The organism is Dyadobacter sp. SG02 (assembly GCF_900109045.1).
Classification (GTDB): Bacteria; Bacteroidota; Bacteroidia; order Cytophagales; family Spirosomataceae; genus Dyadobacter.
Window position 1 is genome coordinate 45,729 of record NZ_FNYL01000022.1, and the last position, 23,125, is coordinate 68,853.

The 23,125-nt window shown below is 49.4% G+C and carries 26 protein-coding genes; 12 read left to right on the plus strand and 14 right to left on the minus strand.

Features of this window, described 5'->3' with window-relative positions:
- Nucleotides 1-20: 20 nt before the first annotated feature.
- Together BMW93_RS33695 and BMW93_RS33700 are read right to left on the minus strand one after the other, a co-directional pair.
- Complete coding sequence (locus tag BMW93_RS33695) at nt 21-3,194, minus strand: T9SS type A sorting domain-containing protein (RefSeq protein ID WP_177194276.1); 3,174 nt, start codon at nt 3,192-3,194, stop codon at nt 21-23.
- Between the two features lie 162 nt (nt 3,195-3,356).
- The gene (locus BMW93_RS33700; RefSeq protein WP_090386998.1) at nt 3,357-3,944 is read right to left on the minus strand and encodes a hypothetical protein; all 588 of its coding nucleotides are present in this window, start codon (nt 3,942-3,944) and stop codon (nt 3,357-3,359) included.
- A 146-nt stretch (nt 3,945-4,090) separates the two neighbouring features.
- Here BMW93_RS33700 and BMW93_RS33705 point away from each other — a divergent pair, with 146 nt between their 5' ends.
- The 6 genes from BMW93_RS33705 to BMW93_RS33730 all read left to right on the plus strand — a co-directional run bounded on the left by BMW93_RS33705 (nt 4,091) and on the right by BMW93_RS33730 (nt 9,309).
- A complete protein-coding gene (locus tag BMW93_RS33705) occupies nt 4,091-4,696 on the plus strand; it encodes a Crp/Fnr family transcriptional regulator (protein WP_090387000.1) in 606 nt (201 codons plus the stop codon).
- 66 nt (nt 4,697-4,762) lie between these two features.
- Nucleotides 4,763-5,431, plus strand: coding sequence for a flavodoxin reductase (locus tag BMW93_RS33710; protein ID WP_090387002.1), 669 nt, complete (start codon nt 4,763-4,765; stop codon nt 5,429-5,431).
- Between the two features lie 12 nt (nt 5,432-5,443).
- Nucleotides 5,444-6,019 (plus strand): Crp/Fnr family transcriptional regulator, encoded by a 576-nt coding sequence (locus BMW93_RS33715; RefSeq protein WP_090387004.1) that lies wholly within the window; start codon nt 5,444-5,446, stop codon nt 6,017-6,019.
- 120 nt (nt 6,020-6,139) lie between these two features.
- On the plus strand, nt 6,140-7,414 hold the full coding sequence (locus BMW93_RS33720; RefSeq protein ID WP_090387006.1) for an NAD(P)/FAD-dependent oxidoreductase: 1,275 nt from the start codon (nt 6,140-6,142) through the stop codon (nt 7,412-7,414).
- Between the two features lie 249 nt (nt 7,415-7,663).
- Nucleotides 7,664-8,035 carry a BlaI/MecI/CopY family transcriptional regulator gene (locus BMW93_RS33725; RefSeq protein WP_090387008.1) on the plus strand — a complete coding sequence of 124 codons (372 nt, stop codon included), beginning with the start codon at nt 7,664-7,666 and terminating at the stop codon, nt 8,033-8,035.
- Between the two features lie 5 nt (nt 8,036-8,040).
- Nucleotides 8,041-9,309 (plus strand): M56 family metallopeptidase, encoded by a 1,269-nt coding sequence (locus BMW93_RS33730; protein WP_090387010.1) that lies wholly within the window; start codon nt 8,041-8,043, stop codon nt 9,307-9,309.
- A 134-nt stretch (nt 9,310-9,443) separates the two neighbouring features.
- Here BMW93_RS33730 and BMW93_RS33735 read toward each other — a convergent pair whose 3' ends face one another.
- Nucleotides 9,444-9,989, minus strand: coding sequence for a CopD family protein (locus BMW93_RS33735; RefSeq protein ID WP_090387012.1), 546 nt, complete (start codon nt 9,987-9,989; stop codon nt 9,444-9,446).
- 145 nt (nt 9,990-10,134) lie between these two features.
- Between BMW93_RS33735 and msrA the strand changes: the two genes are divergently transcribed.
- Together msrA and BMW93_RS33745 are read left to right on the plus strand one after the other, a co-directional pair.
- Nucleotides 10,135-10,821, plus strand: coding sequence for a peptide-methionine (S)-S-oxide reductase MsrA (msrA, locus tag BMW93_RS33740; protein ID WP_177194278.1), 687 nt, complete (start codon nt 10,135-10,137; stop codon nt 10,819-10,821).
- Nucleotides 10,822-10,962: 141 nt separating this feature from the next.
- Complete coding sequence (locus tag BMW93_RS33745) at nt 10,963-11,493, plus strand: hypothetical protein (protein WP_090387014.1); 531 nt, start codon at nt 10,963-10,965, stop codon at nt 11,491-11,493.
- A 65-nt stretch (nt 11,494-11,558) separates the two neighbouring features.
- On the opposite strand, the gene BMW93_RS33750 is transcribed toward BMW93_RS33745, so the two are convergent.
- The 9 genes from BMW93_RS33750 to BMW93_RS33790 all read right to left on the minus strand — a co-directional run bounded on the left by BMW93_RS33750 (nt 11,559) and on the right by BMW93_RS33790 (nt 18,787).
- On the minus strand, nt 11,559-12,359 hold the full coding sequence (locus BMW93_RS33750; protein WP_090387017.1) for a hypothetical protein: 801 nt from the start codon (nt 12,357-12,359) through the stop codon (nt 11,559-11,561).
- 56 nt (nt 12,360-12,415) lie between these two features.
- Entirely contained in the window at nt 12,416-13,150 is a 735-nt protein-coding gene (locus BMW93_RS33755) for a hypothetical protein (protein WP_090387019.1), read from the minus strand.
- Between the two features lie 74 nt (nt 13,151-13,224).
- Nucleotides 13,225-13,947, minus strand: coding sequence for an RluA family pseudouridine synthase (locus BMW93_RS33760; RefSeq protein ID WP_090387021.1), 723 nt, complete (start codon nt 13,945-13,947; stop codon nt 13,225-13,227).
- 100 nt (nt 13,948-14,047) lie between these two features.
- Nucleotides 14,048-14,248: a hypothetical protein gene (locus tag BMW93_RS33765; RefSeq protein WP_090387023.1), complete on the minus strand. Its 201-nt coding sequence runs from the start codon at nt 14,246-14,248 to the stop codon at nt 14,048-14,050.
- A gap of 47 nt (nt 14,249-14,295) precedes the next feature.
- On the minus strand, nt 14,296-15,006 hold the full coding sequence (locus BMW93_RS33770; protein WP_090387025.1) for an ABC transporter ATP-binding protein: 711 nt from the start codon (nt 15,004-15,006) through the stop codon (nt 14,296-14,298).
- A gap of 37 nt (nt 15,007-15,043) precedes the next feature.
- Nucleotides 15,044-15,499, minus strand: coding sequence for a hypothetical protein (locus tag BMW93_RS33775; protein ID WP_090387027.1), 456 nt, complete (start codon nt 15,497-15,499; stop codon nt 15,044-15,046).
- A 40-nt stretch (nt 15,500-15,539) separates the two neighbouring features.
- Entirely contained in the window at nt 15,540-18,200 is a 2,661-nt protein-coding gene (locus BMW93_RS33780) for a hypothetical protein (RefSeq protein ID WP_090387029.1), read from the minus strand.
- Between the two features lie 15 nt (nt 18,201-18,215).
- Nucleotides 18,216-18,554, minus strand: a complete 339-nt coding sequence (locus BMW93_RS33785; protein WP_090387030.1) for a DUF5615 family PIN-like protein — start codon at nt 18,552-18,554, stop codon at nt 18,216-18,218.
- Nucleotides 18,554-18,787: a DUF433 domain-containing protein gene (locus tag BMW93_RS33790; protein ID WP_310590256.1), complete on the minus strand. Its 234-nt coding sequence runs from the start codon at nt 18,785-18,787 to the stop codon at nt 18,554-18,556. The genes BMW93_RS33785 and BMW93_RS33790 overlap by 1 nt, the downstream gene beginning before the upstream one ends.
- Before the next feature lie 266 nt (nt 18,788-19,053).
- Between BMW93_RS33790 and atpD the strand changes: the two genes are divergently transcribed.
- The 4 genes from atpD (at nt 19,054) to BMW93_RS33805 (ending at nt 21,537) form a co-directional block, all read left to right on the plus strand.
- Entirely contained in the window at nt 19,054-20,568 is a 1,515-nt protein-coding gene (gene atpD, locus BMW93_RS33795) for a F0F1 ATP synthase subunit beta (RefSeq protein WP_090387032.1), read from the plus strand.
- 17 nt (nt 20,569-20,585) lie between these two features.
- Nucleotides 20,586-20,828: an ATP synthase F1 subunit epsilon gene (gene atpC, locus BMW93_RS33800; protein WP_090387034.1), complete on the plus strand. Its 243-nt coding sequence runs from the start codon at nt 20,586-20,588 to the stop codon at nt 20,826-20,828.
- A 159-nt stretch (nt 20,829-20,987) separates the two neighbouring features.
- Nucleotides 20,988-21,191 carry a hypothetical protein gene (locus BMW93_RS35300; protein ID WP_143061776.1) on the plus strand — a complete coding sequence of 68 codons (204 nt, stop codon included), beginning with the start codon at nt 20,988-20,990 and terminating at the stop codon, nt 21,189-21,191.
- The gene (locus tag BMW93_RS33805; protein ID WP_229241105.1) at nt 21,166-21,537 is read left to right on the plus strand and encodes a type II toxin-antitoxin system VapC family toxin; all 372 of its coding nucleotides are present in this window, start codon (nt 21,166-21,168) and stop codon (nt 21,535-21,537) included. Before BMW93_RS35300 ends, BMW93_RS33805 begins: the two co-directional genes overlap by 26 nt.
- Here BMW93_RS33805 and BMW93_RS33810 read toward each other — a convergent pair.
- Together BMW93_RS33810 and BMW93_RS33815 are read right to left on the minus strand one after the other, a co-directional pair.
- A complete protein-coding gene (locus BMW93_RS33810; RefSeq protein WP_090387037.1) occupies nt 21,534-22,235 on the minus strand; it encodes a hypothetical protein in 702 nt (233 codons plus the stop codon). The two genes, BMW93_RS33805 and BMW93_RS33810, sit on opposite strands and share 4 nt — an antisense overlap.
- 53 nt (nt 22,236-22,288) lie before the next feature.
- Nucleotides 22,289-23,005, minus strand: a complete 717-nt coding sequence (locus BMW93_RS33815) for an intradiol ring-cleavage dioxygenase (RefSeq protein ID WP_090387040.1) — start codon at nt 23,003-23,005, stop codon at nt 22,289-22,291.
- Nucleotides 23,006-23,125: the final 120 nt, after the last annotated feature.

Consider the following 23,125-nt stretch of genomic DNA (forward strand, 5'->3'; position numbering starts at 1 on the left):
CGAAACCAATACCAGCCATCTTAGCGGCCTTTGAGGAATTTGAATTGCCGCACGTCGTTGCCGATGGTCAGTTCGACGTGGTAAATGCCGTCGGAGATGTGCAAAGACTTTAAATCCGCTCTTACTTCGCCGTTGGAGACGCTCACCGCCTTGGTTAGCACGGCTTGTCCGGCTACATTGATCAGCCGTAAAGTGGCAGCCTTGCCATTCTGGCCGGGCAGGGAAATTCTGAGCTGGTCGGTTACCGGATTGGGATATACGTAGGCAGCGCTGTTGTCGAAATGGACGCTGACGATCTTGCTGTAAGCATAGCTTTCGTCGATATCCACCATTTTCAGACGGTAGTAGACTTGCCCCTGCGCATTGGTCTGGGGATGGTAGTCCGTCATTGCGTAGCTTTCCTGGTCGGTGATGTGATTTTCATTGCCTAACCACTCGAATTGCTTCCCGTCGACGCTGTGCTCGATTTCAAAATGGCTGAAATTGACTGCATCGGCGATTTCCCAGGCCAGGTTTACTGCTTTCCCTTCTGGTTTTGCACTGAATGAAACCAGGCGGACAGGCAGCGGCTCGGTGGTAGTTTGTATCACAAAACCGCTGAAACCCTCGGTATCGAAAGTTACTTCCCAACGCTTGAATGTGTCATTCCACACGATGTCGTTGTCGTCGGGATCGATAATGGTGGAGAGAATGGAAGCATAGCTGCCCGGCAGGCCTGTTCCGTCGCTGCTGGTACCGGCATATTTGCCAATGCGGAGATTGGCCTTGCCCGAAGTATCATTCGCATCGACGGGTAAATCGAGCTTGCTACCGGGCACTGCGTTGAAAGCGATAAACTCGCCCTGTGAAAAATAAAGTGTTATACGCCCGGTTGCGCTGGCGGCATTCTGTGCAGGTGTAATCTCATAATGCCTGGCCACAAAAGGATCGCCATGGAAGGACGGGACGCCGCTTTCGACCCACGTCCGAGCATTTACGGTGCCCGCGATGGGATTTGCCCCCTGAGAAGCCACCGTTGCGATAGTCCGGCAGCCCGCGCCACCCATAAAGGAGCTTGTTTGTCCCGAACTGATATCGGTAAACGCCGCATCCTGCGACATTGCCAGAAGTGGGCCTCCTGTACGATAGACGAGCCTGACGACGTTTTCATTCGGAATTACCGTCACAACGTATCCATATGTAACATTGTATACTCCATCTCCCGCGCCGAGATAGCTGTTGCAGTCATTCACTTCCCCGGTAGTGCCCGTCGACCCATTTCCCCAGGTTATGGCCCCTACATTGTTCCCGATTGTCTTTACAATATAGTTGTCATCCGGCAAAATCTCCAACGTACCATACTTCCCCATTGACCCTCCCGGCGTGGTACCGACAAAAGAGTTCGCAGCATTAACTTCACCGGTAATAGCGGCCGTTCCGTTAGCCCAGGTAATAGCACCTGCTTCGGCTATATTTCCATTATCCCAATTAGTGCTCACAATCAGATAATTACCATTTTTAAGCGGTGTGATCGACCGGCCGATAAGGTCTACCGGTTGGCTGCCGAATATCGAATTAGATGCGTTCACGGACCCTACCAGCTCTTTCGAACCATCAGCCCAAGTGATCGCACCGGCCCGATCAACACCGTTTATTTCCATGAAGGAGCTTTGAATGACATAGTTACCATTGGTAAGCGGGGTTATACCAATGTTGGCTACGTCATCATATTCCTCCGTGCCAACAAACGAATTGAGTTCGCTCACTTCACCCGTCGTGGGCTTAAAACCGTCACACCAGGTTACCGCGCCCGCGTATCTTTGGCCGTCACTGCTCCTGAAGGGGCTTGCCACTACGTAATGGCCGTTACTGAGGGCGACCACGCCCCGCAAACCGATATTATCGAGCGTGTCTCTTCCTACCAGCGAATTGGCCGTTGAAATTCTGCCGGTGATTCCGGTTGTTCCGTCCGCCCAGGTAATCGCGCCAGCCGCATATATTCCGTCGCGCGTCCACATGTGACTCCTGACGACATAATTGCCGTTTGCTAATGGATAGGCGCCGCCGGCATCGCCAGGCCGGGAACCATAAAGCGAATTCATTTCGGTGATCGGTCCCGTAGTACCTGTCACCCCATTTCCCCAGGTGACAGCCCCATACGCCTCGGCAGCAGCATTCGACCAACCGGAGCTGCTAACAACATAGTTACCATTTTTAAGGGCAACAGTATATCCCCCGGCATACTGATTAGCTGCCGTTCCCACCAGCGAATTGGCGGCACTGACAACACCCGTCAGTCCTGTATTACCATTGCAAAAGGTAACAGCCCCAACGTTTTGAACATTCCCGTTATCCCACCCCGTACTTTTTACCAAATAATTGCCATTTGTAAGCCCTATTAACCCAAAATCATTGCCGATACGGTCATCGGCATGAGAGCCCGTCAGCGCATTAGCAGCGCTTATCACTCCCGAGACACCTGTCGATCCATTACCAAAAACCACTGCACCCACATTCTGAGCGGTGGGACTGTCCCATCCCGGACATGGTACAACGTAGTTCCCGTTCGATAAAATCAAAATATCCAGATATCCCAGCGCGTCCCCCGCGTTTGCGCCCAACAACGAATTAGCCGCACTGACATGTCCTGCTAGTCCGGTATTGCCATTGCACCAGGTGACCGCGCCAACCGCAAGTTTTCCCGGAGACTTGAAATAGTCAGTCCTCACGAGATAGTTTCCATTTGGCAAAACGGTAACCCCGCTGTTACCCACTACATCCGTCTGGACGTTGCCAATCAAAGAATTAGCTGCGCTCACTACGCCATCCAGCCCCGTAACCCCGTTCACCCAGGTGGCTGCCCCCACATCGGTGATCGCACCATTGTCCCAATAAGTACTCACCACCACGAAGTTTCCGTTAGGTAATGCATATAGCTTTTCACCAACTTTGTCATTCGAAGTCGATCCTTTCAAAGTGCTGATCAACTTCTTTGTCTGACCGTCAAAAAGATAAACAATCCCGATATCTGTCTTTCCCCCCTCGTCATACTCGCGATTGGATACAACAAAATTCCCATTGGTAAGCACAATGGTAGATGGCCGGGTCATGTTACCAGGGCCGGCTGGAAATGGAATATCCAGTGTTTGAGAAAACGACGTCCGGGCGGTCAGCATGAGCGCCGCCAGTGCGGAGCAAAGTAAATGAATTTTCATAGCGTAATGTGTCAAGCGTGAAACAGGAAGATATGTATTTGTAACTGACAAATACATGTACGAAGATATGAGAAATCACTAACTTGTTTTGCTTCCGCAAGACGATCGGCATAATTGTTAATTTACCGGTAGTGCCCGATTACATCTCCTATAATTTCACCCTCAAAACCGCATACTCATTCCACCATTAAAAACTCCTTTATATCCGTACCCCAATTCCATAAATACACCCAATTTCTTCCCCATGCGCAATCCCACGGGAGTTGCCTGAAAGGTGGTACCCCAATTGGTCTCGACCTGCGTATCGTAAAGCGTGCGTCGCTTGGCAAAAAAACCGGCCCCGATCATTCCATAGAATTGAAAATCCTTTCCTTTTACCCAAAATAACGTGGCTTCTCCGGCCGTGGTCAGGGAACGAACCTTCCAGTCGTCATCATTACGAAAGTCGAAATCTTGTATCCATCGGTCAGGCATTGGATTGTATACCGAGCTACCGCCTATCGCAAACCGCTCAGAAACATGGTATTTGTAGCTAATTGACCAGCTGGCTCGTGTGACCCTCACTTCCTGATGGCTGTTAAACACAGCACTGCCCCAAAGCAGCACCAAATCGGTAGCAGCATCCTCCGAAGACATAATACCAGCCCCAATACTCAATTCGCTTTTGTCCTTATCCTGCGCCTCCGCCCGCATCAATGCGCAACAAATGAGGACGGATAAAATGATGATTTTGAGTAGTGGAAATTTCATGGCTAATAGATTTTTGTCATATTCAAATTAACTTCCCTTTCATTATTTTATATCTTGTCAAAAGACATTGATTTGAATTGTCGTACAACAAGATTTTGCATTGTCGCACGACAAGTACCGCCACTCTTTATAACTTCAATTATCTAATGCAGCTCTCCGAAGAACTCAAACCATTGCACCATTTGCTGGAAGCGTCCAAATTCATGGTTTCGGAGGAAGTCAGGGAGAAATTTCAGCAAAACCTGAAAAGGTTTATGATCCCGAAAGGCCGCGTGCTGGTGGATTTGGGGCAGGTGAGTCCGTCGTTATATTTTATTGAAAAAGGGGTCATGCGTACGTATTACCTGCGCGGGTCCGAGGACATTACTTCGCTGCTGGTTTCGGAAGGGGATATTGTTTGCATTGCGGAAAGTTTTTTGTTGCAAAAGCTTTCGAATGAGGTTTTGGAAACGCTGGAAGACACGACGGTCTATGCGATTTCGTACGATTCGTACCGGAAGCTCGTGGAAGAAGATTCGTACATGGGCAAGCTCGCCGTAAGGCTTTTGGAGCAACATCTCATCAACTTTACCGATAAGGTGAAGGTTTTCAAATATTTGTCGGTAGAAGAACGCATTGCGCATTACATCAGCCAGCCGTCGTCGCTTTTCCGTCGCATTCCCGACCATTACATTGCCACCTACCTCGGCACCACGCCCGCTACTTTCAGCCGCTGCCTGAAAACGGTACCATTCGACAAGAACCGTCCTTGACTGCGGCCCTGTGAATGTGTATTTTGTGCCAAGTTTATATCCACAACTTCCGAAAAACCTACCGCCATGGCCGATTACTCTGTCAAACTGCTCGCCAAAAAGCCTGTCACCCATAACGTAAACGCCTATACGGTAGAAAAACCGGCCGGTTTCACCTATACACCCGGCCAGGCGACGGACTTTTCCATCCTGAAAGAGCCGTGGACAGCGGAAAAGCGGCCATTTACATTCACATCGCTGCCTACGGCGGATACGCTCCAGTTCACAATCAAATCCTACACCGACCACGACGGCGTGACCAATGCATTGACACACGTCCAGCCGGGCGACGAGTTCGAAATCAGCGATGCCTGGGGCGCGATCGAATACAAAGGCGAAGGCGTATTCCTGGCCGGGGGCGCTGGTATCACCCCTTTTCTGGCCATTTTCAGGGATTTGTATGCCAAAGGGCAGATCGGAGCAAACCAGCTTTTCTTCTCCAACCGCACCACGTCCGACATTATCCTTAAAGAAGAACTGGAACAAATCCTCGGCGACCATTTTTTCAACCTCATTTCGGGCGAAAACGCGGAAGGGTATTATCACGGGCGTATCGACAAGGATTTTCTGCAAAAGCACGTCACGCATTTCGACCAGCCGTTCTACGTTTGCGGCCCGGACGCATTCACCGAATCGATTTTGAAGGCATTGGAGGAACTGGGCGCGAAGGCGGATGCGTTGGTATTTGAAAAGTAGAACTTACTTCCGATGTATCCCGGACTGCTCCACGAACTACACAAAAGAGTAACGCTCAGTCCCGGACAGGAAGCGGCTATTCTTAGCCATTTTACGCCTAAAAAACTTAAAAAACGGCAGTTTCTGCACCAGGAAGGCGATATTATCCAACGGATGAGTTTCGTGGAAAAAGGCGCATTGTATTCCTATTCCACCGATGCGCATGGCGCGCAACATGTTGTCCAGTTTGGGTTCGAAGGCTGGTGGATCGGTGATCTTTACAGTTTTTTTACGCAAAAACCTTCGCGACTAAATGTCGAAGTGCTGGAAAGCTGCGAAGTACTGACGCTTTCGCTCGAAAGCCACGAGTTGTTGCTCAAAACCATCCCGCCATACGAGACCTATATGCGCATTCTTTACCAGAATGCCTATGTGGCGCTGCTGAGCCGGATCGAAAACTCGCTGGGCCTCTCCGCCGAGGAGATTTACAGCCGGTTTCTGGAACAATATCCCTTCATTTTCTCCCGCGTCCCCCTGCATCTGATCGCCTCATACATGGGCATCACACCTGTAACGCTCAGCCGCATTCGCAGGCAGGTCGCGAGCTGATTTTTCCTTATCATTTGTTAAGGTTTTTTCCTATCAAATGTTGTGGCGCCGGCCGTATGGGGTGGGTTATCTTTGTATTGTCCTAAAAGACATGATAGCCTCACCTAATAGACAAACGTCATGGAAAGTGCAAAATCAGAAGCCAGAAAGAAAAAGATCATCGTCATCGGCGGCGGGTTCGCAGGGTTGAACTTCGCGCAGCAGATGTTTAAAAATAAAGATTACCACGTCACATTGGTTGACAAAAACAATTATAACTACTTCACACCGCTGCTCTACCAGGTAGCTACGAGCTTCCTCGATCCGTCGAGCATCTCTTATCCGTTCCGCAGGCTGCTACGCGACAAACGCGTTCACTTCCGGATGGCCGAATTGAAGAAAGTCGACCCGGAAAAACACGTGATTTACCTCAGCGACGGCGAAATGGAATACGACCACCTCGTGTTTGCGGCGGGCGCGGAGACTAATTTTTTTGGTATTGAAAGCATTAAAAAGAATGCGATTTCACTCAAAGGCATCGACGACGCCCTGCGAATGCGCAATGCTTTGCTGAAAACCCTCGAAAACGCGACCCGCATTACCGACCCGGCCGAACGCGCCAAAGCGCTGAACATCGTGATCGCCGGCGGCGGCCCTACCGGTGTGGAAATAGCGGGTATGCTGGCCGAGTTGAAAAAATACGTCATCGCAAAAGACTATCCCGAACTGGCGAAAACGCCTGGCGAGATCTACATTGTCGACGGAGGCCCAGCCCTTCTGGCGCCTATGAGTGATCAAACGCATGAGGATACTTATCAAACGTTGTCCGATCTCGGCGTCCACATCAAACTGAATGCACAGGTAACCGACTTTTCAGAAGGCAAAGTTACGTTTGCCAACGGCGACGTCATCGAAGCTCCGACGCTGATCTGGGCCGCCGGTGTGATTGCCAATATATTCGAGGGTATTCCCGCAAGCAGCCTGGGAGCCGGACGAAGGATGGTTACCGACGTGTATAACCGCGTTACCGGCGTCGATAACATCTGGGCGATCGGCGACATCAGCATTCAAAAAACGGACGAGGCATTTCCAAAAGGACACCCGCAACAGGCGCAGGTCGCCATTCAGCAAGGCCGCCATTTGGCCAAAAACTTTCTGGCAATTGCAAAAGGCAGGGAATTGAAGCCATTCAAATACTTCGACAAGGGAGAAATGGCCATTATCGGCCGGAACGAAGCCGTTGTTGACCTCTTCAAACACAGACTCCATTTCAAAGGAATCCTTGCATTGCTCGTCTGGCTTTACATCCACGTCGTATCACTGGTGAACGTCCACAATAAGGTAAGAACGTTGTACAACTGGGCCGTCGCCTACCTCACCCGCGACCAGTCATTCAGGATGATTTTCCGCTCCTGACGGCCATCCGGGAATATTGATTTGCTTTTTGAGTGTTTGATTTTTTGAGTAGTAGGTTAAATCCCGTCCGGGTCCTCCGGGCGGGATTTTTGTCAGATATAACCGAACGCTTCCAGCTCGGTATAAGATGGCTAACAGATGCAAATTACACCCGGCTTCCAGAGCCGCCTTCCTGAATTTCAGAGACTCTTTTTCACTTTTTAACGAAAAATAAGTTCGATAACTAAATTTTAGTTATACCTTTGGAGCATGGAACCGCTAAGTCATTCGGAAGAAAACATCATGCGCATTCTCTGGGAGCTTGGAGAAGGCGTCATCCACGACATTCTCGAAAAATTGCCCGAGCCGAAGCCGCCTTACACGACCGTTTCGTCTATCGTACGGCTGCTTGAAAAGAAGGGTTTTGTCGATCATAAGGCCTATGGCAAGACGCACGTCTATTTCCCGGCCATTTCCCGCGATCAATATGCCCGCAGGTCGTTTTCAGACCTGATCAAGCATTATTTCGAAGGTTCGCCCAAGAATATTGTCTCATTTATTGTCCAGGAAAATGCTTTGAAACCGGAAGAAGTAAATGAGTTGAAACAACTGATCGATTCCTATTATCCTCCTAAATCCTGATCGTTATGGCCGGTACTTACCTGTTGGAAGTGAATCTTTGTCTGGCATTGGTGATCCTGCTTTACAGGGTTGCCTTTCAGAAACTTACCTTCTTTGCAGCCAACCGGTTATACCTGCTTTTGGGAATGATATTCTGTATCGTCGCGCCTGCATTGAAACTTCCGCTTTTGCCCGGCGAATGGAGAGCGTCTTCGGTTGTGGTGGCAGATTTTATCCCGACCTACGTACCAACCGGGCGTATTACCTTCGATCCGACTCAACTGCAAGGATTTCACTTTTCACAAATCCTCTGGATAATTTACGGCTGCATTACCATCTGGCATTTGTACAAATTGTTTGCAGACGTTTTCGCCGTCGTGCGGTTGATCCGGAAATATCCTTCCAGAAAACTGGGCAATGCACGCCTCGTATTCGCAGGCGACGAAATACCGGCCTCCTCATTTTTCAACTACATTTTTATCCATCAAAACCTGAGCAATGAATCATTACGTACGTGCGTCGCGCACGAGCTTGTGCATTGCAGGCAGGCACATACCTGCGACTGGCTGCTTGTCCGGTTCCTCAGCGCCTGCTGCTGGTTCAATCCGCTGATGCGTTTCTGGCGGGAAGCGATTACAGTTAATCATGAATTCATTGCCGACGAACAGGCCGCACGCCAGGCCGGGAGATTTCGCTATACGCATTTACTCCTGAACCTGTCGTCATCTACGCAAATCTCAACCCTGCATTACTTTTCATATTATGGTCAAATCAAATCACGGATTATCATGTTACATCAAACTCCATCCAGGGCCGTCAACCGGCTGCGCTTCCTGGCCGTCGTGCCATTGACGGCACTAATGCTATTCCTTTTCTCCTGCGAAAGACCGGGCGGCGAGACAAACAGCATTTCCGAATACCTCAACAAAGACCTTATCGGCGTGTGGGAAAATATGAACCGCATCACGATCAACGACAACGACGGTAAAACGCCCCGCGATTTTCCCGAACGCTCCGGCAATGTGAAAGTATGCTTATCCAAACTGGAACTCCGGGCCGACGGTCATTTCGAAATGCGCGACGCCGGCAATGCGAACCAACTCGCAGGCACCTGGCAAAGTAATAGCGCGGGTAACGCTATTCAGCTTTTCTGCAACAATGAAAAAACCGGGACCTCGGTCATTTCCCTGGAACTCGAAGGCGACGAAAATGGCAGCATCGCGGTGTGGCAGCACTACCCCGCCGACGAAAAGCTATCGGCTGGCCACGTCTTTTACGAATACAAAAAGCTCTAAAATTTTTTAAGCATTATAACTAAATTTTAGTTATAAAACGAAATACAAGTAATTTGGGTTGAGGTTAATGAAGTGAAAAGCCCCGCGGACGATCGTACGTCCGTGGGGCTTATGCTAATCCTACGCTGCTGATACTACGCGCCCGCCCTTTTTTCCCGCATTCGCTTCACAATCCGGACGGCGGTCATGATCACGACCGCGAAGGCCAGCAATCCGAGTACACCCCACAGCCAGTCGACCGTGTTTTTCAAAACCACTAAAAACACGATGGAGAACAGGAAAATCGTCGCTATTTCATTGAAAAGCCGCAGTTGGAACGAACTGAACCGGAATTTGCCGGCGCGCAGTTCCAGCAATAGCTTTCGGGTAATGGAATGGTAGGCCAGTAACCCCAGCACAAAAACGAGTTTCAGCTTCATCCAGCCCTGGTCGAGCCAGGCGGGCGTGATGTAGAGCATGGCGGTACCGCACAGTAATGCGAGCCAGCAGGCCGGCGTCATGATCGCATTGAACAGCAGTTTCTCCATTTTGGTAAATTGCGCAAGCAGGATTTCGCGCTCGGGACTGGGTTTATCATTGGCTTCGGTGTGGTACACAAACAGCCGGGGCATGTAAAAAAGCCCTGCAAACCAGCTTACTACGAATATGATATGAAGCGCTTTGAAATGAAGATAGGTCATAAACTACCGGAGGTTTGGTGCCGCCGGGATTTGACGGTATCCCGATCTTTTGGCCCTCAAATTTCGTAAATATTATAGGATTACGGCGATAAAACTTTATTGAAGCCGTAATCGTTACCGAAACAGTGATAACCTGTATTTAATGATGAGAACCACCATCCCGATTTTCACGTTTATATTTTTGAGCTGCATGGCCCTCGTGTCGTGCGCACAGTCAGACAAAAAACACAAGAGCAAAATGGACAAAGAAGCAGCCTCAACCGCACTCGACGAAAGCAACGTCGATACCGCGAATACACAAGTCGCAACATTTGGTACGGGATGTTTCTGGTGCACCGAGGCCGTGATGGAATCACTTGACGGCGTCAAGAAAGTGGTTTCGGGCTACTCGGGCGGGCACGACCCCAATCCCAATTATAAAGCCGTATGCACAGGCACAACCGGCCACGCCGAATGCGTGGAAGTGACGTACGATCCCAAGGTGATCAGCTACGCCGACCTGTTGGAAGCATTCTTCCGCAGCCACGACCCTACTACGCTGAACCGTCAGGGAAATGATGTGGGCACGCAGTACCGTTCAGTCATTTTTTACCATACCGACGAGCAGAAGCAACTGGCGGAAACAGCCAAGGCGGAACTGGACAAATCGGGCGCTTATGCGAATCCGATTGTAACCGAAATCACTAAATTCCAGAAGTTTTACCCTGCCGAAGACTATCACCAGAATTATTTTGCCAACAATCCCGAGCAAGGGTATTGCGCCTTCGTGATTGCACCAAAACTGGACAAATTCAAAAAGGTCTTTAAGGATAAGCTCCGGAAGCACATCTGATTTTGGATTAAATAAAGAAGCCGGAACCACTTATAAAGTAGGAAACTCCGGTTAATAACTATAAATGGCACAAGTTTTGAAGCATTGAAATAAAGGCTTTAATTTGTGCCATTATTCTTTAACAATAACTAATCTATTACGATGAAAAAGACTCTATTCATGCTAATGGTTGCCGCTCTTTTCAGCGCAGCTTCGGAGAAGGCGTTTGCCCAATTTGAGAAAGGAGATAAATTATTGAATGCAGGTATCAACCTTGGCGGAACTTACGGCGGCGGCGGCGTCGGTGTAGGTGCGTCGTTCGAAGGCGGCGTGCATGACTTCATCAGCGTGGGTGGCCAGGCTGACTTCACAACCTGGAACTATGGCTGGGTTGGTTACAAATGGAGATATAACTTCTTCACCATCGCTGCCCGCGGTTCTTACCACTACGGCAAGCACTTCCTGAAACTGGACAACCTTGATTTGTACGCAGGTCCTTCTTTGGGATACCGTATTTCTTCTTTCAGCGATCCTGATGGTTACTCAGGCGTTTATGATGACGGTTACGGAAGTGGCGTTTTCTTCGGTGTATTCGCTGGTGCACGTTACTACTTCAAGCCAAACCTCGGTGTATTTGCAGAAGTTGGTTACAATGCATCTCCTGTAAAAGCGGGTATCGCATTCAAATTCTAAGAAATTCCATTCATAAAAAAGCGGGCTCCGAGGTATTCGGAGCCCGCTTTTTGTTTTCAGGCATATCAGAAATTCAATGCCAGTGTGAGACTTCCAGCCCGCTGCGCCGGACTGAACGACGGCCTGATGCTGATCGTCAGAGGCTCTCCACGCCGGATTAGTTCCCGGCGAATGCGACTGGCTTTGGCACCATTCTTACCGCCTTTCACGAATCCGACGGTACCGAACGTGATCGCTCCCGCAAAGCCTCCGAGCATCATATAGGCGCCCTTGCGCGCACGTAGCTCATCCTGATAACTTTTGTAATTCCCATTATCGTCTACCGCGCTGGCTACAATGCCGGTACCGATCGCCGCCACAATCGCACCCACCGAAGTACCCGCAATGCCCATAATCATCCCCGCTTTCGAACGGGTCTTATAATAGGTATACATGCTTCGCAAATGATCGGGTGAAGAATTGCGGACATCCTCTGCAAACTGGACTGACGGCTTCACCGGGCCATTGGCAGGCTTTCTCGCAGCCGGGCGTGGTTCCTGTGGCCGGCCGGCCGGAACAGGCTTGGTCGGAGCATAATAGTTTTGCACTTCCAGCGTGGCCTCAAACGTTTCTTCTTCACCGTTCCCGTATCGAATTGAAGCGATATCGGACTTTTTAACGGAAAAAAGCGGCCCTTCCGGGTCGCTCAACTTCTTGTATTTCACAACCTGATCGTCCACTTCCTGGATAAAGACTTCCAGTTTGGACTCGTCACGCAGCTTAATGACATCCGCCTTGCGCGGCGTTTGTGCATTTGCATGAACGACAAACAATAGCATTAACATGGCTAGAAGCTGATTTCTCAGCTTTGGTAGAATTACTTTCATGAGGGAAAGGTTTTTGTAACTGATTTGACCCTATGAAAGTAATCATTTTACCGCAATCAGAACGACAACCTGAGCCCCAACCGAGCCGATTTAGTGAACGGGTCGACGTGCGGCGTGATACTGAATGTCGTCAACGGCTGGTTCCGGCGTTGCAGTTCATTTTTGACCTTTTCAGCTTTCTTACTATGAATTTTATAGTTTTTAAAACCAATTAACCCGAAAACAACGCCCACAGCCGGCCCCGCTATCGCGAGCGACGTACCAATGGTCTTGTTATCCGGGCTGTCGCCTGTGCTTGCTACGATAATACCTGACACCAACGTCGCAACCGCTACCGAAGTGAACACAATGGCGCCCGTTTTCCCATCGATCGCACGATTGTTGTGGTATTCGTATTTATCCCGGAGCTGATCTGAATTAGCCATTACCACGCTTTTCTCGAACGGGTCAGTCGGCAGATTGTTCATATCCGCATACTGCCCAACGCTATCGGGAGGAATGCGGCCCGGCGGAATGGAGTCTTTGACGTTGATCGTCTTCCCGTTTTTCAGCAATACCCGCGCCACCTGATCCATATAAATGTAGGTTGCGGCGCTGTCGGCCTTACCCAGATCGCGGTAGTTGATCTTCTCGTAGCTCATTTGCGTAATGAGTGCCTGGATGCGCGAGCTGTCGCGCTTGATGATCACATCATTTTTCCGGCCGGTCTGCGCGCTGGCAGCAGTGCTCACTAATGCAAACAGCAGGATCAGTGGCAGGAAAGAGGTAGTTCGTAACGTGTGTGCCCGCATAGTTTTAGGTTTTTTGAATGTAAAAAAGATCGTTAAACGTACACAACTTTTAACATCCAACAAAAACCATGCTATTACACTCCGAACTTATTGAGCTGCTTCACAAGTACTTCAAAATCTTTCGGGTAAGGCGCCTCCACACGTATATCATCCCCGTTCATAATCGCAAACGAAAGCGACCGCGCATGTAATGCAACTCGCTGAATAAGAGGCTGTTCTTCCGTATCTTTTTTCAGATTGAACTTTCTTTTCAGGCTTGAAAGGAAAATGGGTTCGCCACCATACTGCGGGTCGTTGACAATCGGTGCTTTGAGGCACGACAAATGTACCCGGATCTGGTGCATACGCCCTGTAATGGGGATACATTCCACCAAAGTGTAGCCGCGGTACACCTGCAAAGTATTGAAAATCGTCTCCGCCTCCTTCCCTTCCGCCCGGTCGATCTTCACCGCCGTTCCGTTTTTCAATGGCAATATCGGCAGGTACACCGACACTCCTTCCAGATCATGGATACCGTTCACGACCGCATGATACCGTTTGGTAACCTCGCGGTGCTCAAATTGCATGGCTAAATGCCGGTATGCGGCCGGATTTTTAGCAAATGCCAATGCACCCGAAGTCTCCTTATCGAGGCGGTGAGCGGCTTGTAAATCAGGATTATATTCTTTGGCGAGGCGAAGCACGCTTCCGCCGCGGTCGGCAGTACGCTCATCCAGCGTTGCCAGATGCGGCGGCTTGTTCACCACCAAAAAATCCTCGTCCTCGAATATGATAATGTCTTTGAAATTGATCTTCATAAATATTGCTATAAAAATAATCCGGATGATGCGCCTCACTCGGGCCATTCATCCGGATTCTCTCGGCCATTGGCCTTTATCCGTTACAAAGATAATTATACTATTTGTTTCTGTAAACTTCTTTGCGGAGAGCCGACTCCCAGTCTACTGACTCTTCGTCCTTCCTGGTCTCGATCGCAACAGCATCTTCGATATCTTCCAGAATATCAGCGAGACTTTCGCGGTGTTTCAACAAATCCAGATCAATGACGACAGCCTTCCTTTGACCTGCTTCGTCTGTGAGATAGCTAACTCCTTTCATAGCACAGTCCTTTTTTGAATTTTATTCAAGTTAGCCAAAATCGGCTTCTAAACCAACGCACTCACCTTCGTAGGGTTCGGATTGATGGTATCCGACTCGACAAGTCCGTCCCGGAGGCGCACAACGCGGTGCGCGTAATGCGCGATGTCCTCTTCGTGCGTTACCATGACAATCGTGTTGCCTTTGCTGTAAAGCTGGTCGAAAAGGTCCATGATTTCGTAGGATGTCTTACTATCCAGGTTACCCGTCGGTTCGTCAGCAAGCAGGATGCTTGGATCGTTCACGAGCGCGCGGGCGATTGCAACGCGTTGGCGCTGACCACCGGAAAGCTCGTTCGGTTTGTGCCCCGCACGATTTTCGAGGCCTACATTTTTCAGGGACAACATGGCCCTTTCTGTTCTGTCGGCCTTGCTTAACCCTGCATAAATCAGCGGCAGCGCCACATTATCCAGCGACGACATCCTGGGAAGCAGGTTAAATGTCTGAAACACAAACCCGATCTCTTTGTTCCGGATCTCGGCGAGCTCATTCTCGGTCATGTCGGAAACGTCCTTGTTGTTCAGGATGTACCTCCCGGTAGTAGGCGTGTCGAGGCAGCCGATGATGTTCATCAAAGTCGATTTCCCTGAACCCGAGGGCCCCATAAACGCCACATATTCCCCTTTATTAACCGAAATTGTAACGGATTTGAGTGCCTGGATAATCTCGCTACCCATTACGTAACGTTTGGCGATCTCGCTGGTTTCTATGATTTTCATGAAGACGATTTTTCAGTAGGAATATAGCTGTTATGAGTCAGGATACGGCCGAAATTTTATGAAAAAAGCTTTGTATAAAGAATGAAGCCAGGATCACCGGTGGCGGAATGTCCTCATTAATCACCTGCCCTTCATTCTTCCAGAAGCCGGCGGATTCAAAACGAGCTTCGGATTCACCGTCGCTCACGGTCCATTTGCCACGTAGCCACGAATCAAGCCGCCAATCGTAGCACACGCCGTCGTAGGTAATGTGGGCCTTGCTTCGGAAAACGTTGTATTCGATGCTCCCCAGCAAGTTTTTGCCTTCGATATCGCGTATTTCGGTGCGCGATTGGAAAAACCCTTTGCTTTTGAATGTGAGCATATGGCCATCGAGTTCGCCGCGGCCGTCGTATTTCAAAAGGGTTGTTTTCAGGATACCGGCAATGACTTTACCCCGGAAAATCCGGCATTCCGTTTCAGTGAAATTGGATTTCCAGGACAAAGCCGCCATTGGTGAAGTGTATTTTTGAGATGGCTAAAATATTAAATCATCAAAATTCCGCTCTTTGTTTTTCGATAAGTGCCCGCATCGGCTGATAGCGCGTCAGAAATCGCTGATAACCGGCAGGCAACGCGTATTGCTTTACCTTCTCTTCTCCCTCTGCCGCCTGCCCGAGCAGGCCCTGTTCAAGGCTTAACAATGCATATTGTTCCCAAAGTCCGGGGGCATATTCGTTGTACCGCAACGCATCCAGCACCAGCTGATAAGCCTGTTTCACCTCCTTTTTGCTTCGGTAAAACTCGGATGCCGCTGAAACAATGCGGGCATCGAACGGATTGGCCCGCACGGCATTCTGAATATTTTGCGCGGAAGGCGTTTTTGAGACCAACGCAAACAGCGAATCGGTTACCGTCCTAGGCTTCACGCCCGAAAATAATGCCTGTTTCAACTGATCTAATGCCGCATTCTTCTCTTTTTCCTGCGCTTTGTCTAGCAATATCACCGCAATTTCTTTTTTATCGGCTAATGCATTAGCGACAGCCATTCCCAGCGTTCCTTCAATGCCCTCTACCGGAGAAAGCGCCTCGATCGCCTTGTCGTACAATCCGAGTTGCAGCAACCAATGTCCGAGTATTTTATGATACAAATCACTCTTCTCACCTTCCTCGGCCGCCCAGGCGGTGAGCGTTTCCAGCGCTTTCAGCTTATTTCCACTATAAAACTGCGGATACAGCGCCGCTAGCGACAAATCCTGGGACAGTATCGCATTTTTCGCGGCCAGTTTCGGCAGTAATGTAGCCGGCAAAGAATCAAGTGCAGCCTGGTTGGTGGCGTAATTCAATAAATAGGCCAGGGACGAGACGCTTAGAAGTGAATCGTCCGGAACGGACTTTTTATTAAATTCCTCTTTTTGAAACTGTTGTCTCAAATTCTGGACCGCCAGCCAGTTGGCTTGCCATGAAAGGTAATCTTGCTTGTCGGAACCCGCAGCGAGGGAGTCGAGCAAGCCGGAATCAGTACTTTTGGCGAGAAATGCGAGCAGGTTGGTGGCCGGAATTTCCGGGCGCGCCGCATTGGCTTTGGCCAGATCGAGGTAATAGTAAGCCGAATCGGCCACATTGGTTTTGGAATAGAGCATGCCAAGATTGTTCAGCAACTCCCCATTGGCCGGAAAGCGACGAAGACCTTCCTGTAAACTGTATACGGCATCAAAAAACAGGCTTTCCTCAACCAGGATGCCACTCAGGCCCGCGTACGCCTGCGGGGAGGGATTCTTTAATAATGCCTGTCTGAAATAGTAAGCGGCTGCATTGCGGTCGCCCTGTTTCAATGCAATGGATGCCAGCGCGTAGTTGGATTTGTGGTTTTGAAATTCCTGCTGCAACGCGAGTTTGTAGTACTGCTCGGCCAGCGTATACTCTTCAATGGTGGAATGCAAATCTCCCAATCCATTGAAATAACCCGCAATAGCCTGATTTAAAGGCAGAAGTCTTTGTATTGAAAATAGAACAACCAACCCCGCGAAACCAAAAAGTCGTGTTTGCGTCAGGCCAAAACGGAGGGGTTTGTACAAAACCTTGTAAACAGCCAGCTTCTGCTGAAAAACCTCATAAAAATTGACCAATACATAAAAAAGGAAGAGCACGCCCATCGCCAGTTGCCCCTGAACGACGGTATCTTCCAGCGTTTCCAGTACCGGATCGTTTGCCGTACCGGCCATTAAGCCCCCGAAAGACGCCGCGACAATGAAAAGCCCGACATAAAGCCAGAAACCAGTACTTCGGAACGGGATCACGCCCTGGGTAGAATCCGCGCGCCTTCTGAATCCCCAGATACCGAGTATTCCCGATACCAATGCGAGGTAGAATGGGTTGATCAAAGTGACGTTCCAGTCTATCTGGCGGGTATTTTGAAGATATATCAATAATAAAAGCAGTAAATACAGCACGCTGACCACGATGAACTGCACAAGCCCCGACCGCCCCTTCCCGGCCTGTCCGCTCGTGCTGAGCCAAACCAGGCCTGCCATAATTTCGGTGGCGGAAACCAGGAGGAAGAGCATTGTAGCAACCAGCCATAACGGAAAAGAATAGGCAGCGGCCGTCAATGCCGGAACCGGCGATGCCGAACCAAATGCGACCAGCGAAGCCAATATGAGTGAAACACCCATAACACCGGCAATGCGCGTGCTAATGCCCAGATCCGGTCGGAATGCGTGGAAATAGTAGGAAACGCCACCATATAAAACGGTAGCTGTCAGAAATAAAAGGCGGTTTTCCGCTCCGAAAAGCCGTAATGTTTCCAACCTGGCGAATGCGAGGAACAAAATAAAAAGGATCGTCCCGGCCAGGTACCAGAACCGCGACATAGTCGTCAGTGCAGCTAGAACCAGTGAAAGGCCGATCAACGCCCCGATCCAGAACATATAGACCGTCAACGCATTGACCTCCATGACGGACGACATAAAACTTTCCGTCACCAGATGCGTCGGCGTCGAAATGCCGTATTGCCATTGTCCTAATTGCAGCACATCCACTACGGCCGTCGTTTCCGACAATTCGCTCACCACATTCCACCGCACCACATTCCCGAGCGGATCAAAGGATTGCCAGACCAAAAACCCCAGCGCAAAAATCAACACAAGGAAAGCACCGACAGCCATCCGCCGTTCGGACGGCGACCATACCTTCCAGAAAAGTAAATCGTTCATATTATGTATTTTAAATCAGAAACCGGTCAAAGACCGGTTATCTCCACCAAATCGTTCATTTCGAGCCAATGCTGACGCCAAATTTGCCTCGAAAATTTCTTTCAATCTATTTTTGGATGTATTTCCGCACGTCAGCCAAATGACTTTCGGCGGACTGCCGAAGCGGTTTAGTAACGAAACGAAGTCGTCGTCCTTGGTTATAACAATCGCATTTTTTGTTTTGGAAAACGCAAATATCTCTTCGTCCGCGGCATGACGAAGATCCAGAAATTGTGCCGAGAAACATGGGTTTTCGAAATTCTCGGTGATCCAGACAGCGAGCGCCGGAGGCAGTTGGGCGTCGAGTATGATCATCAGGCCGCTTGTAGAACGGGGTGATTCAGTTTGGCCGCCGCGTAAAGCAGGCACGCGGTGATATCTTCCGGTTCAAGGTCCGGCAGTTCTTCTGTAACAATCTGTTCCGGCGTAAGACCTGCTGCCAGCAACTCAATCACATCGGTCACGCGGATACGCATATTCCTGATGCAAGGTTTCCCCCCGCATTGTTTAGGATTAAATGTGATACGTTCCAAAAGTTGCGTGTTCATCTGCATTTTGTCGGTGTTCAATTCAAATTTAGGCGATTTTAACAACTAACTCAAACCGTGAAAGGGATTCGAGCACGGTTAAAAAGTTCCCGCATTCCCCCTCTCCAACCCACTTTCCGGGAATATTAAACACAGTTTTCAGGAAAAACGGGTGATTTTCTAAAAAATATCCAAATTTTCGCCTCGTCTGCTATTGGTACTGACCAAATTATCTCCTACTTTTGCGGTCTGAAAAAAACCTCATCCGAGATAATCAAAATTATATAATGGCAAACGCAGCAAACGTAGGAAAAATTACGCAGGTAATTGGCCCGGTTGTAGACGTATCATTTGAGGACAGCGGTGCTATCCCCGCGATCCTTGATGCGTTGGAAGTCATCAAACCAAATGGTCAGAAAGTAGTTCTCGAGTGCCAGCAGCACCTTGGTGAAGACCGTATCCGTACTATCGCGATGGATAGTACAGAAGGTATGCAACGTGGCATGCAGGTTAGGCCGCTTGGCGCACCTATCAAAATGCCTATCGGCGAAGGTATCAAAGGACGTCTCTTCAACGTAATCGGTGAAGCGATCGACGGTCTTACTCCCCTTGATTCTTCAAACGGTATCTCTATCCACCGCGCAGCTCCGAAATTCGAAGAGCTGGCAACTGCTACCGAAGTACTTTTTACAGGTATCAAGGTAATCGACCTTCTTGCTCCCTATGTAAAAGGTGGTAAGATCGGTTTGTTTGGTGGTGCGGGTGTAGGTAAAACCGTATTGATCCAGGAGCTGATCAACAACATCGCGAAAGCGTATGCCGGTCTTTCGGTATTCGCCGGTGTGGGTGAGCGTACACGTGAAGGTAATGACCTGATGCGTGAGATGATCGAAGCGGGTATCATCAAATACGGCGAGGAATTCAAGCACAGCATGGAAGAAGGCGGCTGGGATATCTCCAAAGTTGACTACAATACACTGAAAGATTCGCAGGCGACATTCGTGTTCGGCCAGATGAACGAACCTCCTGGCGCACGTGCTCGTGTTGCTTTGTCAGGTCTTACAATGGCTGAGTATTTCCGTGACGGAGATGGCGAAGGTCAGGGCCGCGATATCCTTTTCTTTATCGATAACATTTTCCGTTTCACCCAGGCAGGTTCTGAGGTATCCGCGCTTTTGGGACGTATGCCATCTGCGGTAGGTTACCAGCCTACGCTTGCTACCGAAATGGGCCAGATGCAGGAGCGTATCACCTCTACGAAACGCGGTTCGATCACTTCCGTACAGGCGGTTTACGTACCTGCGGATGACTTGACTGACCCGGCGCCTGCAACAACATTTGCCCACTTGGATGCTACGACCGTATTGAGCCGTAAAGTATCCGAGAAAGGTATCTACCCTGCTGTGGACCCGCTTGACTCCGCTTCGCGTATTTTGAATGCAGAAACACTCGGTGCAGCTCACTACGACTGCGCACAACGTGTGAAAAACATTCTTCAGCGTTACAAAGAATTGCAGGATATCATCGCGATCCTTGGTATGGAAGAGCTTTCAGAAGAGGATAAACTGGTTGTATCACGTGCACGTCGCGTAGAGCGTTTCCTTTCTCAGCCGTTCTTCGTTGCAGAGCAGTTCACAGGTTTGAAAGGAACATTGGTGGATATCAACGACACTATCAAAGGCTTCAACCTGATCATGGATGGCGCGTATGACCACCTTCCTGAAATGGCTTTCAACCTCGTTGGAACCATCGAAGACGCTCAGGCCAAAGGAGAAAAAATGCTGGCGGAAGCAAGCAGATAAGCAAAAACTTTTGACTCATGCATTTAGAAATCATTACCCCAGATAAAAAGGTATTTGCCGGCGAGGCAACTGCCGTTACATTACCGGGTACCGAAGGACAGTTTCAGGTTCTGAACCGTCACGCGCCGCTGGTCAGCACGCTGGGCAAAGGTGATGTGGTAGTCGATACGGGCGCTGCAAAGCAAAACTTCGTCATCGACGGTGGTGTTGTGGAAGTGCTGAACAACAAAGTATTGGTTCTCGCCGAAGCAGTTCTTTAAGGAATATACATTTAATGCAAAAGCGCGGGTGCTGTGAAAACGGCATCCGCGCTTTGCTTTTGTACCTGTTGGTAGTCAAGTTCCGTCGTTTGTACATTGGGCTAGATTCGTTCGAATTTTTATGTTTATCTTTAATTGTAAACTAATCGCCCACGGATCATGAAATTTGTTTTAAAAGAGGGGCAAATGCTTGAAGACGTTTTCCCAACCGCCGCACGGTCAAAGGTTTTTCCGGCTGCCGGATCGACTTCCAAAAGTAAAAAACTCGACGCTCGAAAATTTGTAGGAGTAATTAAACTAACCGACAATGCTCTGGATGCCCAGAGAAGCATGCGTAATGAGTGGAACGAAAATCCTGATTGACACAAATATTGCCATCAATCTGTTCAAAGGCGATAATCGCCTGGGTACCCTTTTGCAAGACCGGGAAGCATATGTATCCTTTATTAGCGAACTGGAATTGCTCGGCTATCAGGCCATAACCATAGAAGAAGAATCCTGGGTTGAAATGTTTCTGGATGAATGCAACATTATCGACATCAATCAAGGAATTAAAGAAATAACTACCTACGTCCGACGACAATACAATCTCAAACTTCCGGACGCAATTATTGCAGCCACATCCATTTTCCTGGGTGTTCCACTGTTGTCAACCGACGATCATTTCGAACGAGTCAAGGAGCTGATTTTCATATTTTACCAGCCCTAACCTGCAATATCAATCACCAACACAATCGCCCCGTTGGACAACGCCTCGAACTCAATCGCTTCCGCATTGCCTAATGCCAGCCCATCCCTTCGTTCCAGCAACCGGTTCTGCACTTCAAATGCTCCCTCAATCACGAAAATGAATGCGCTGTGACTCGCATTCCAGCTATTAAAAATGCCTTCTGCCCGGCCGTCGTATTGGCCGATAAACAGATGGGCGGAGCTTCCGTTGTAGCCCCGGACCGGGAGAAGGACATTCTTTTCACTTAAATCAAACTGAACGGTTATGCCTGTTGGCATCGGGGTGCTTAAAAGCGGACTATCATTGACCCTGATCTGCAAATAGTTGATCGCCTCATCGGGATAAGGGTTGGTAATGGTATAATGCTTGTCCGGAGATGTAGGCAGAAACAACACTTCGCCGGAATTGACAAATTTGGGTTCCCTACCCTTTTCCTCCACCTCGATAGCCCCTACCATCGGCAGCAGGATAATCTGGGAGAACTTTTCCACCCGCAATTCGCAGCTGCATTCGGGCATAAGCGTTTCATCGTTCAAAACTTCCAACGTCCCGAACGGCTCCCGGTCGGCCGCGCTGTATTCTCCAAAATTGAAAGTTCGGAAACTCCGGAAGCGATCCGTCTGAAACTGCCCCCGCAGGCTTTCCAGGTATATTTGGGCATCGGTTTGGGTAAGCATAACGATGGAATTTTAGGGGTTACATAGTCGGTGGTAAGCGGTCGGTGGTCAAACTACGCACTTACTACAATCGCATGCGTCAACCCATAACCCGCCGAAGCACTCCCCGTCACGGTCGACATTTCGGTACTTACCCCGTCACCGAAGACATTATCCCTCGCATTCGTAGTATCGGCTTGCCCGTGGCTTGCGTAGACGCCCTGCGCGTACACGACCTTGCTGATCTCTTCCGGAAATGCGATTTGCGTCACCAACAGCGACTTCCCACTCGCATTATATATATGTACGTGAATATGCGGCGCGCGGCCCGAGTACCAGCCCGGGTAAATGCTGGTGAATGTCACGAGACCATTGGCGTCGGTTGTCTGCCTACCGCGGAGAAAATGCACGCTCGTATAATTGGTCGATTGCATTCCCGTACCGCCATATTCCGAATAATTACCTGCCGCATCGCAATGCCAGATATCCACCAATGCGCCTGCGAGGCCTTCACAGCTGTTATTTTTATTTTGAATCGTGATCTTGACCGTCAGCTTTGTTCCCGCGCGATCCGAAGTAATGTCGTTGGAAACCAGGCTGGCCGGTGTTTTGGTCGGGAATGGGCCTTCGGTTTCGGAGGCTGTCAATGTACAAGATCCCGACGTGGAGCCGGAGGTATCAGTTGACGTTTCTACGGGGTCGACGGTATCGTTCGAGCAGCTGATTACCGGGATGATCGCGGCGAAGCCGAGTGCCGAAAACCCTCTTTTTAAAAATTCCTTGCGTTCCATATTTGCAGCAGTTCTGTGAGTTTAAATACATTATCGTATTGGCTTCCCCCATTGTTGCGGTACAGGTGCAATGTGTCGGTCAACGGCGCGATTTTACCGGTGAATCGGCCGTATTTCAAA

Bases quoted from the DNA above. Each gene is read 5' to 3' on its own strand.
- BMW93_RS33695 (WP_177194276.1), bottom strand. From the start codon at position 3,194: ATGAAAATTCATTTACTTTGCTCCGCACTGGCGGCGCTCATGCTGACC.
- BMW93_RS33700 (WP_090386998.1), bottom strand. From the start codon at position 3,944: ATGAAATTTCCACTACTCAAAATCATCATTTTATCCGTCCTCATTTGT.
- BMW93_RS33705 (WP_090387000.1), top strand. From the start codon at position 4,091: ATGCAGCTCTCCGAAGAACTCAAACCATTGCACCATTTGCTGGAAGCG.
- BMW93_RS33710 (WP_090387002.1), top strand. From the start codon at position 4,763: ATGGCCGATTACTCTGTCAAACTGCTCGCCAAAAAGCCTGTCACCCAT.
- BMW93_RS33715 (WP_090387004.1), top strand. From the start codon at position 5,444: ATGTATCCCGGACTGCTCCACGAACTACACAAAAGAGTAACGCTCAGT.
- BMW93_RS33720 (WP_090387006.1), top strand. From the start codon at position 6,140: ATGGAAAGTGCAAAATCAGAAGCCAGAAAGAAAAAGATCATCGTCATC.
- BMW93_RS33725 (WP_090387008.1), top strand. From the start codon at position 7,664: ATGGAACCGCTAAGTCATTCGGAAGAAAACATCATGCGCATTCTCTGG.
- BMW93_RS33730 (WP_090387010.1), top strand. From the start codon at position 8,041: ATGGCCGGTACTTACCTGTTGGAAGTGAATCTTTGTCTGGCATTGGTG.
- BMW93_RS33735 (WP_090387012.1), bottom strand. From the start codon at position 9,989: ATGACCTATCTTCATTTCAAAGCGCTTCATATCATATTCGTAGTAAGC.
- msrA (WP_177194278.1), top strand. From the start codon at position 10,135: ATGAGAACCACCATCCCGATTTTCACGTTTATATTTTTGAGCTGCATG.
- BMW93_RS33745 (WP_090387014.1), top strand. From the start codon at position 10,963: ATGAAAAAGACTCTATTCATGCTAATGGTTGCCGCTCTTTTCAGCGCA.
- BMW93_RS33750 (WP_090387017.1), bottom strand. From the start codon at position 12,359: ATGAAAGTAATTCTACCAAAGCTGAGAAATCAGCTTCTAGCCATGTTA.
- BMW93_RS33755 (WP_090387019.1), bottom strand. From the start codon at position 13,150: ATGCGGGCACACACGTTACGAACTACCTCTTTCCTGCCACTGATCCTG.
- BMW93_RS33760 (WP_090387021.1), bottom strand. From the start codon at position 13,947: ATGAAGATCAATTTCAAAGACATTATCATATTCGAGGACGAGGATTTT.
- BMW93_RS33765 (WP_090387023.1), bottom strand. From the start codon at position 14,248: ATGAAAGGAGTTAGCTATCTCACAGACGAAGCAGGTCAAAGGAAGGCT.
- BMW93_RS33770 (WP_090387025.1), bottom strand. From the start codon at position 15,006: ATGAAAATCATAGAAACCAGCGAGATCGCCAAACGTTACGTAATGGGT.
- BMW93_RS33775 (WP_090387027.1), bottom strand. From the start codon at position 15,499: ATGGCGGCTTTGTCCTGGAAATCCAATTTCACTGAAACGGAATGCCGG.
- BMW93_RS33780 (WP_090387029.1), bottom strand. From the start codon at position 18,200: ATGAACGATTTACTTTTCTGGAAGGTATGGTCGCCGTCCGAACGGCGG.
- BMW93_RS33785 (WP_090387030.1), bottom strand. From the start codon at position 18,554: ATGATCATACTCGACGCCCAACTGCCTCCGGCGCTCGCTGTCTGGATC.
- BMW93_RS33790 (WP_310590256.1), bottom strand. From the start codon at position 18,787: ATGAACACGCAACTTTTGGAACGTATCACATTTAATCCTAAACAATGC.
- atpD (WP_090387032.1), top strand. From the start codon at position 19,054: ATGGCAAACGCAGCAAACGTAGGAAAAATTACGCAGGTAATTGGCCCG.
- atpC (WP_090387034.1), top strand. From the start codon at position 20,586: ATGCATTTAGAAATCATTACCCCAGATAAAAAGGTATTTGCCGGCGAG.
- BMW93_RS35300 (WP_143061776.1), top strand. From the start codon at position 20,988: ATGAAATTTGTTTTAAAAGAGGGGCAAATGCTTGAAGACGTTTTCCCA.
- BMW93_RS33805 (WP_229241105.1), top strand. From the start codon at position 21,166: ATGAGTGGAACGAAAATCCTGATTGACACAAATATTGCCATCAATCTG.
- BMW93_RS33810 (WP_090387037.1), bottom strand. From the start codon at position 22,235: ATGCTTACCCAAACCGATGCCCAAATATACCTGGAAAGCCTGCGGGGG.
- BMW93_RS33815 (WP_090387040.1), bottom strand. From the start codon at position 23,005: ATGGAACGCAAGGAATTTTTAAAAAGAGGGTTTTCGGCACTCGGCTTC.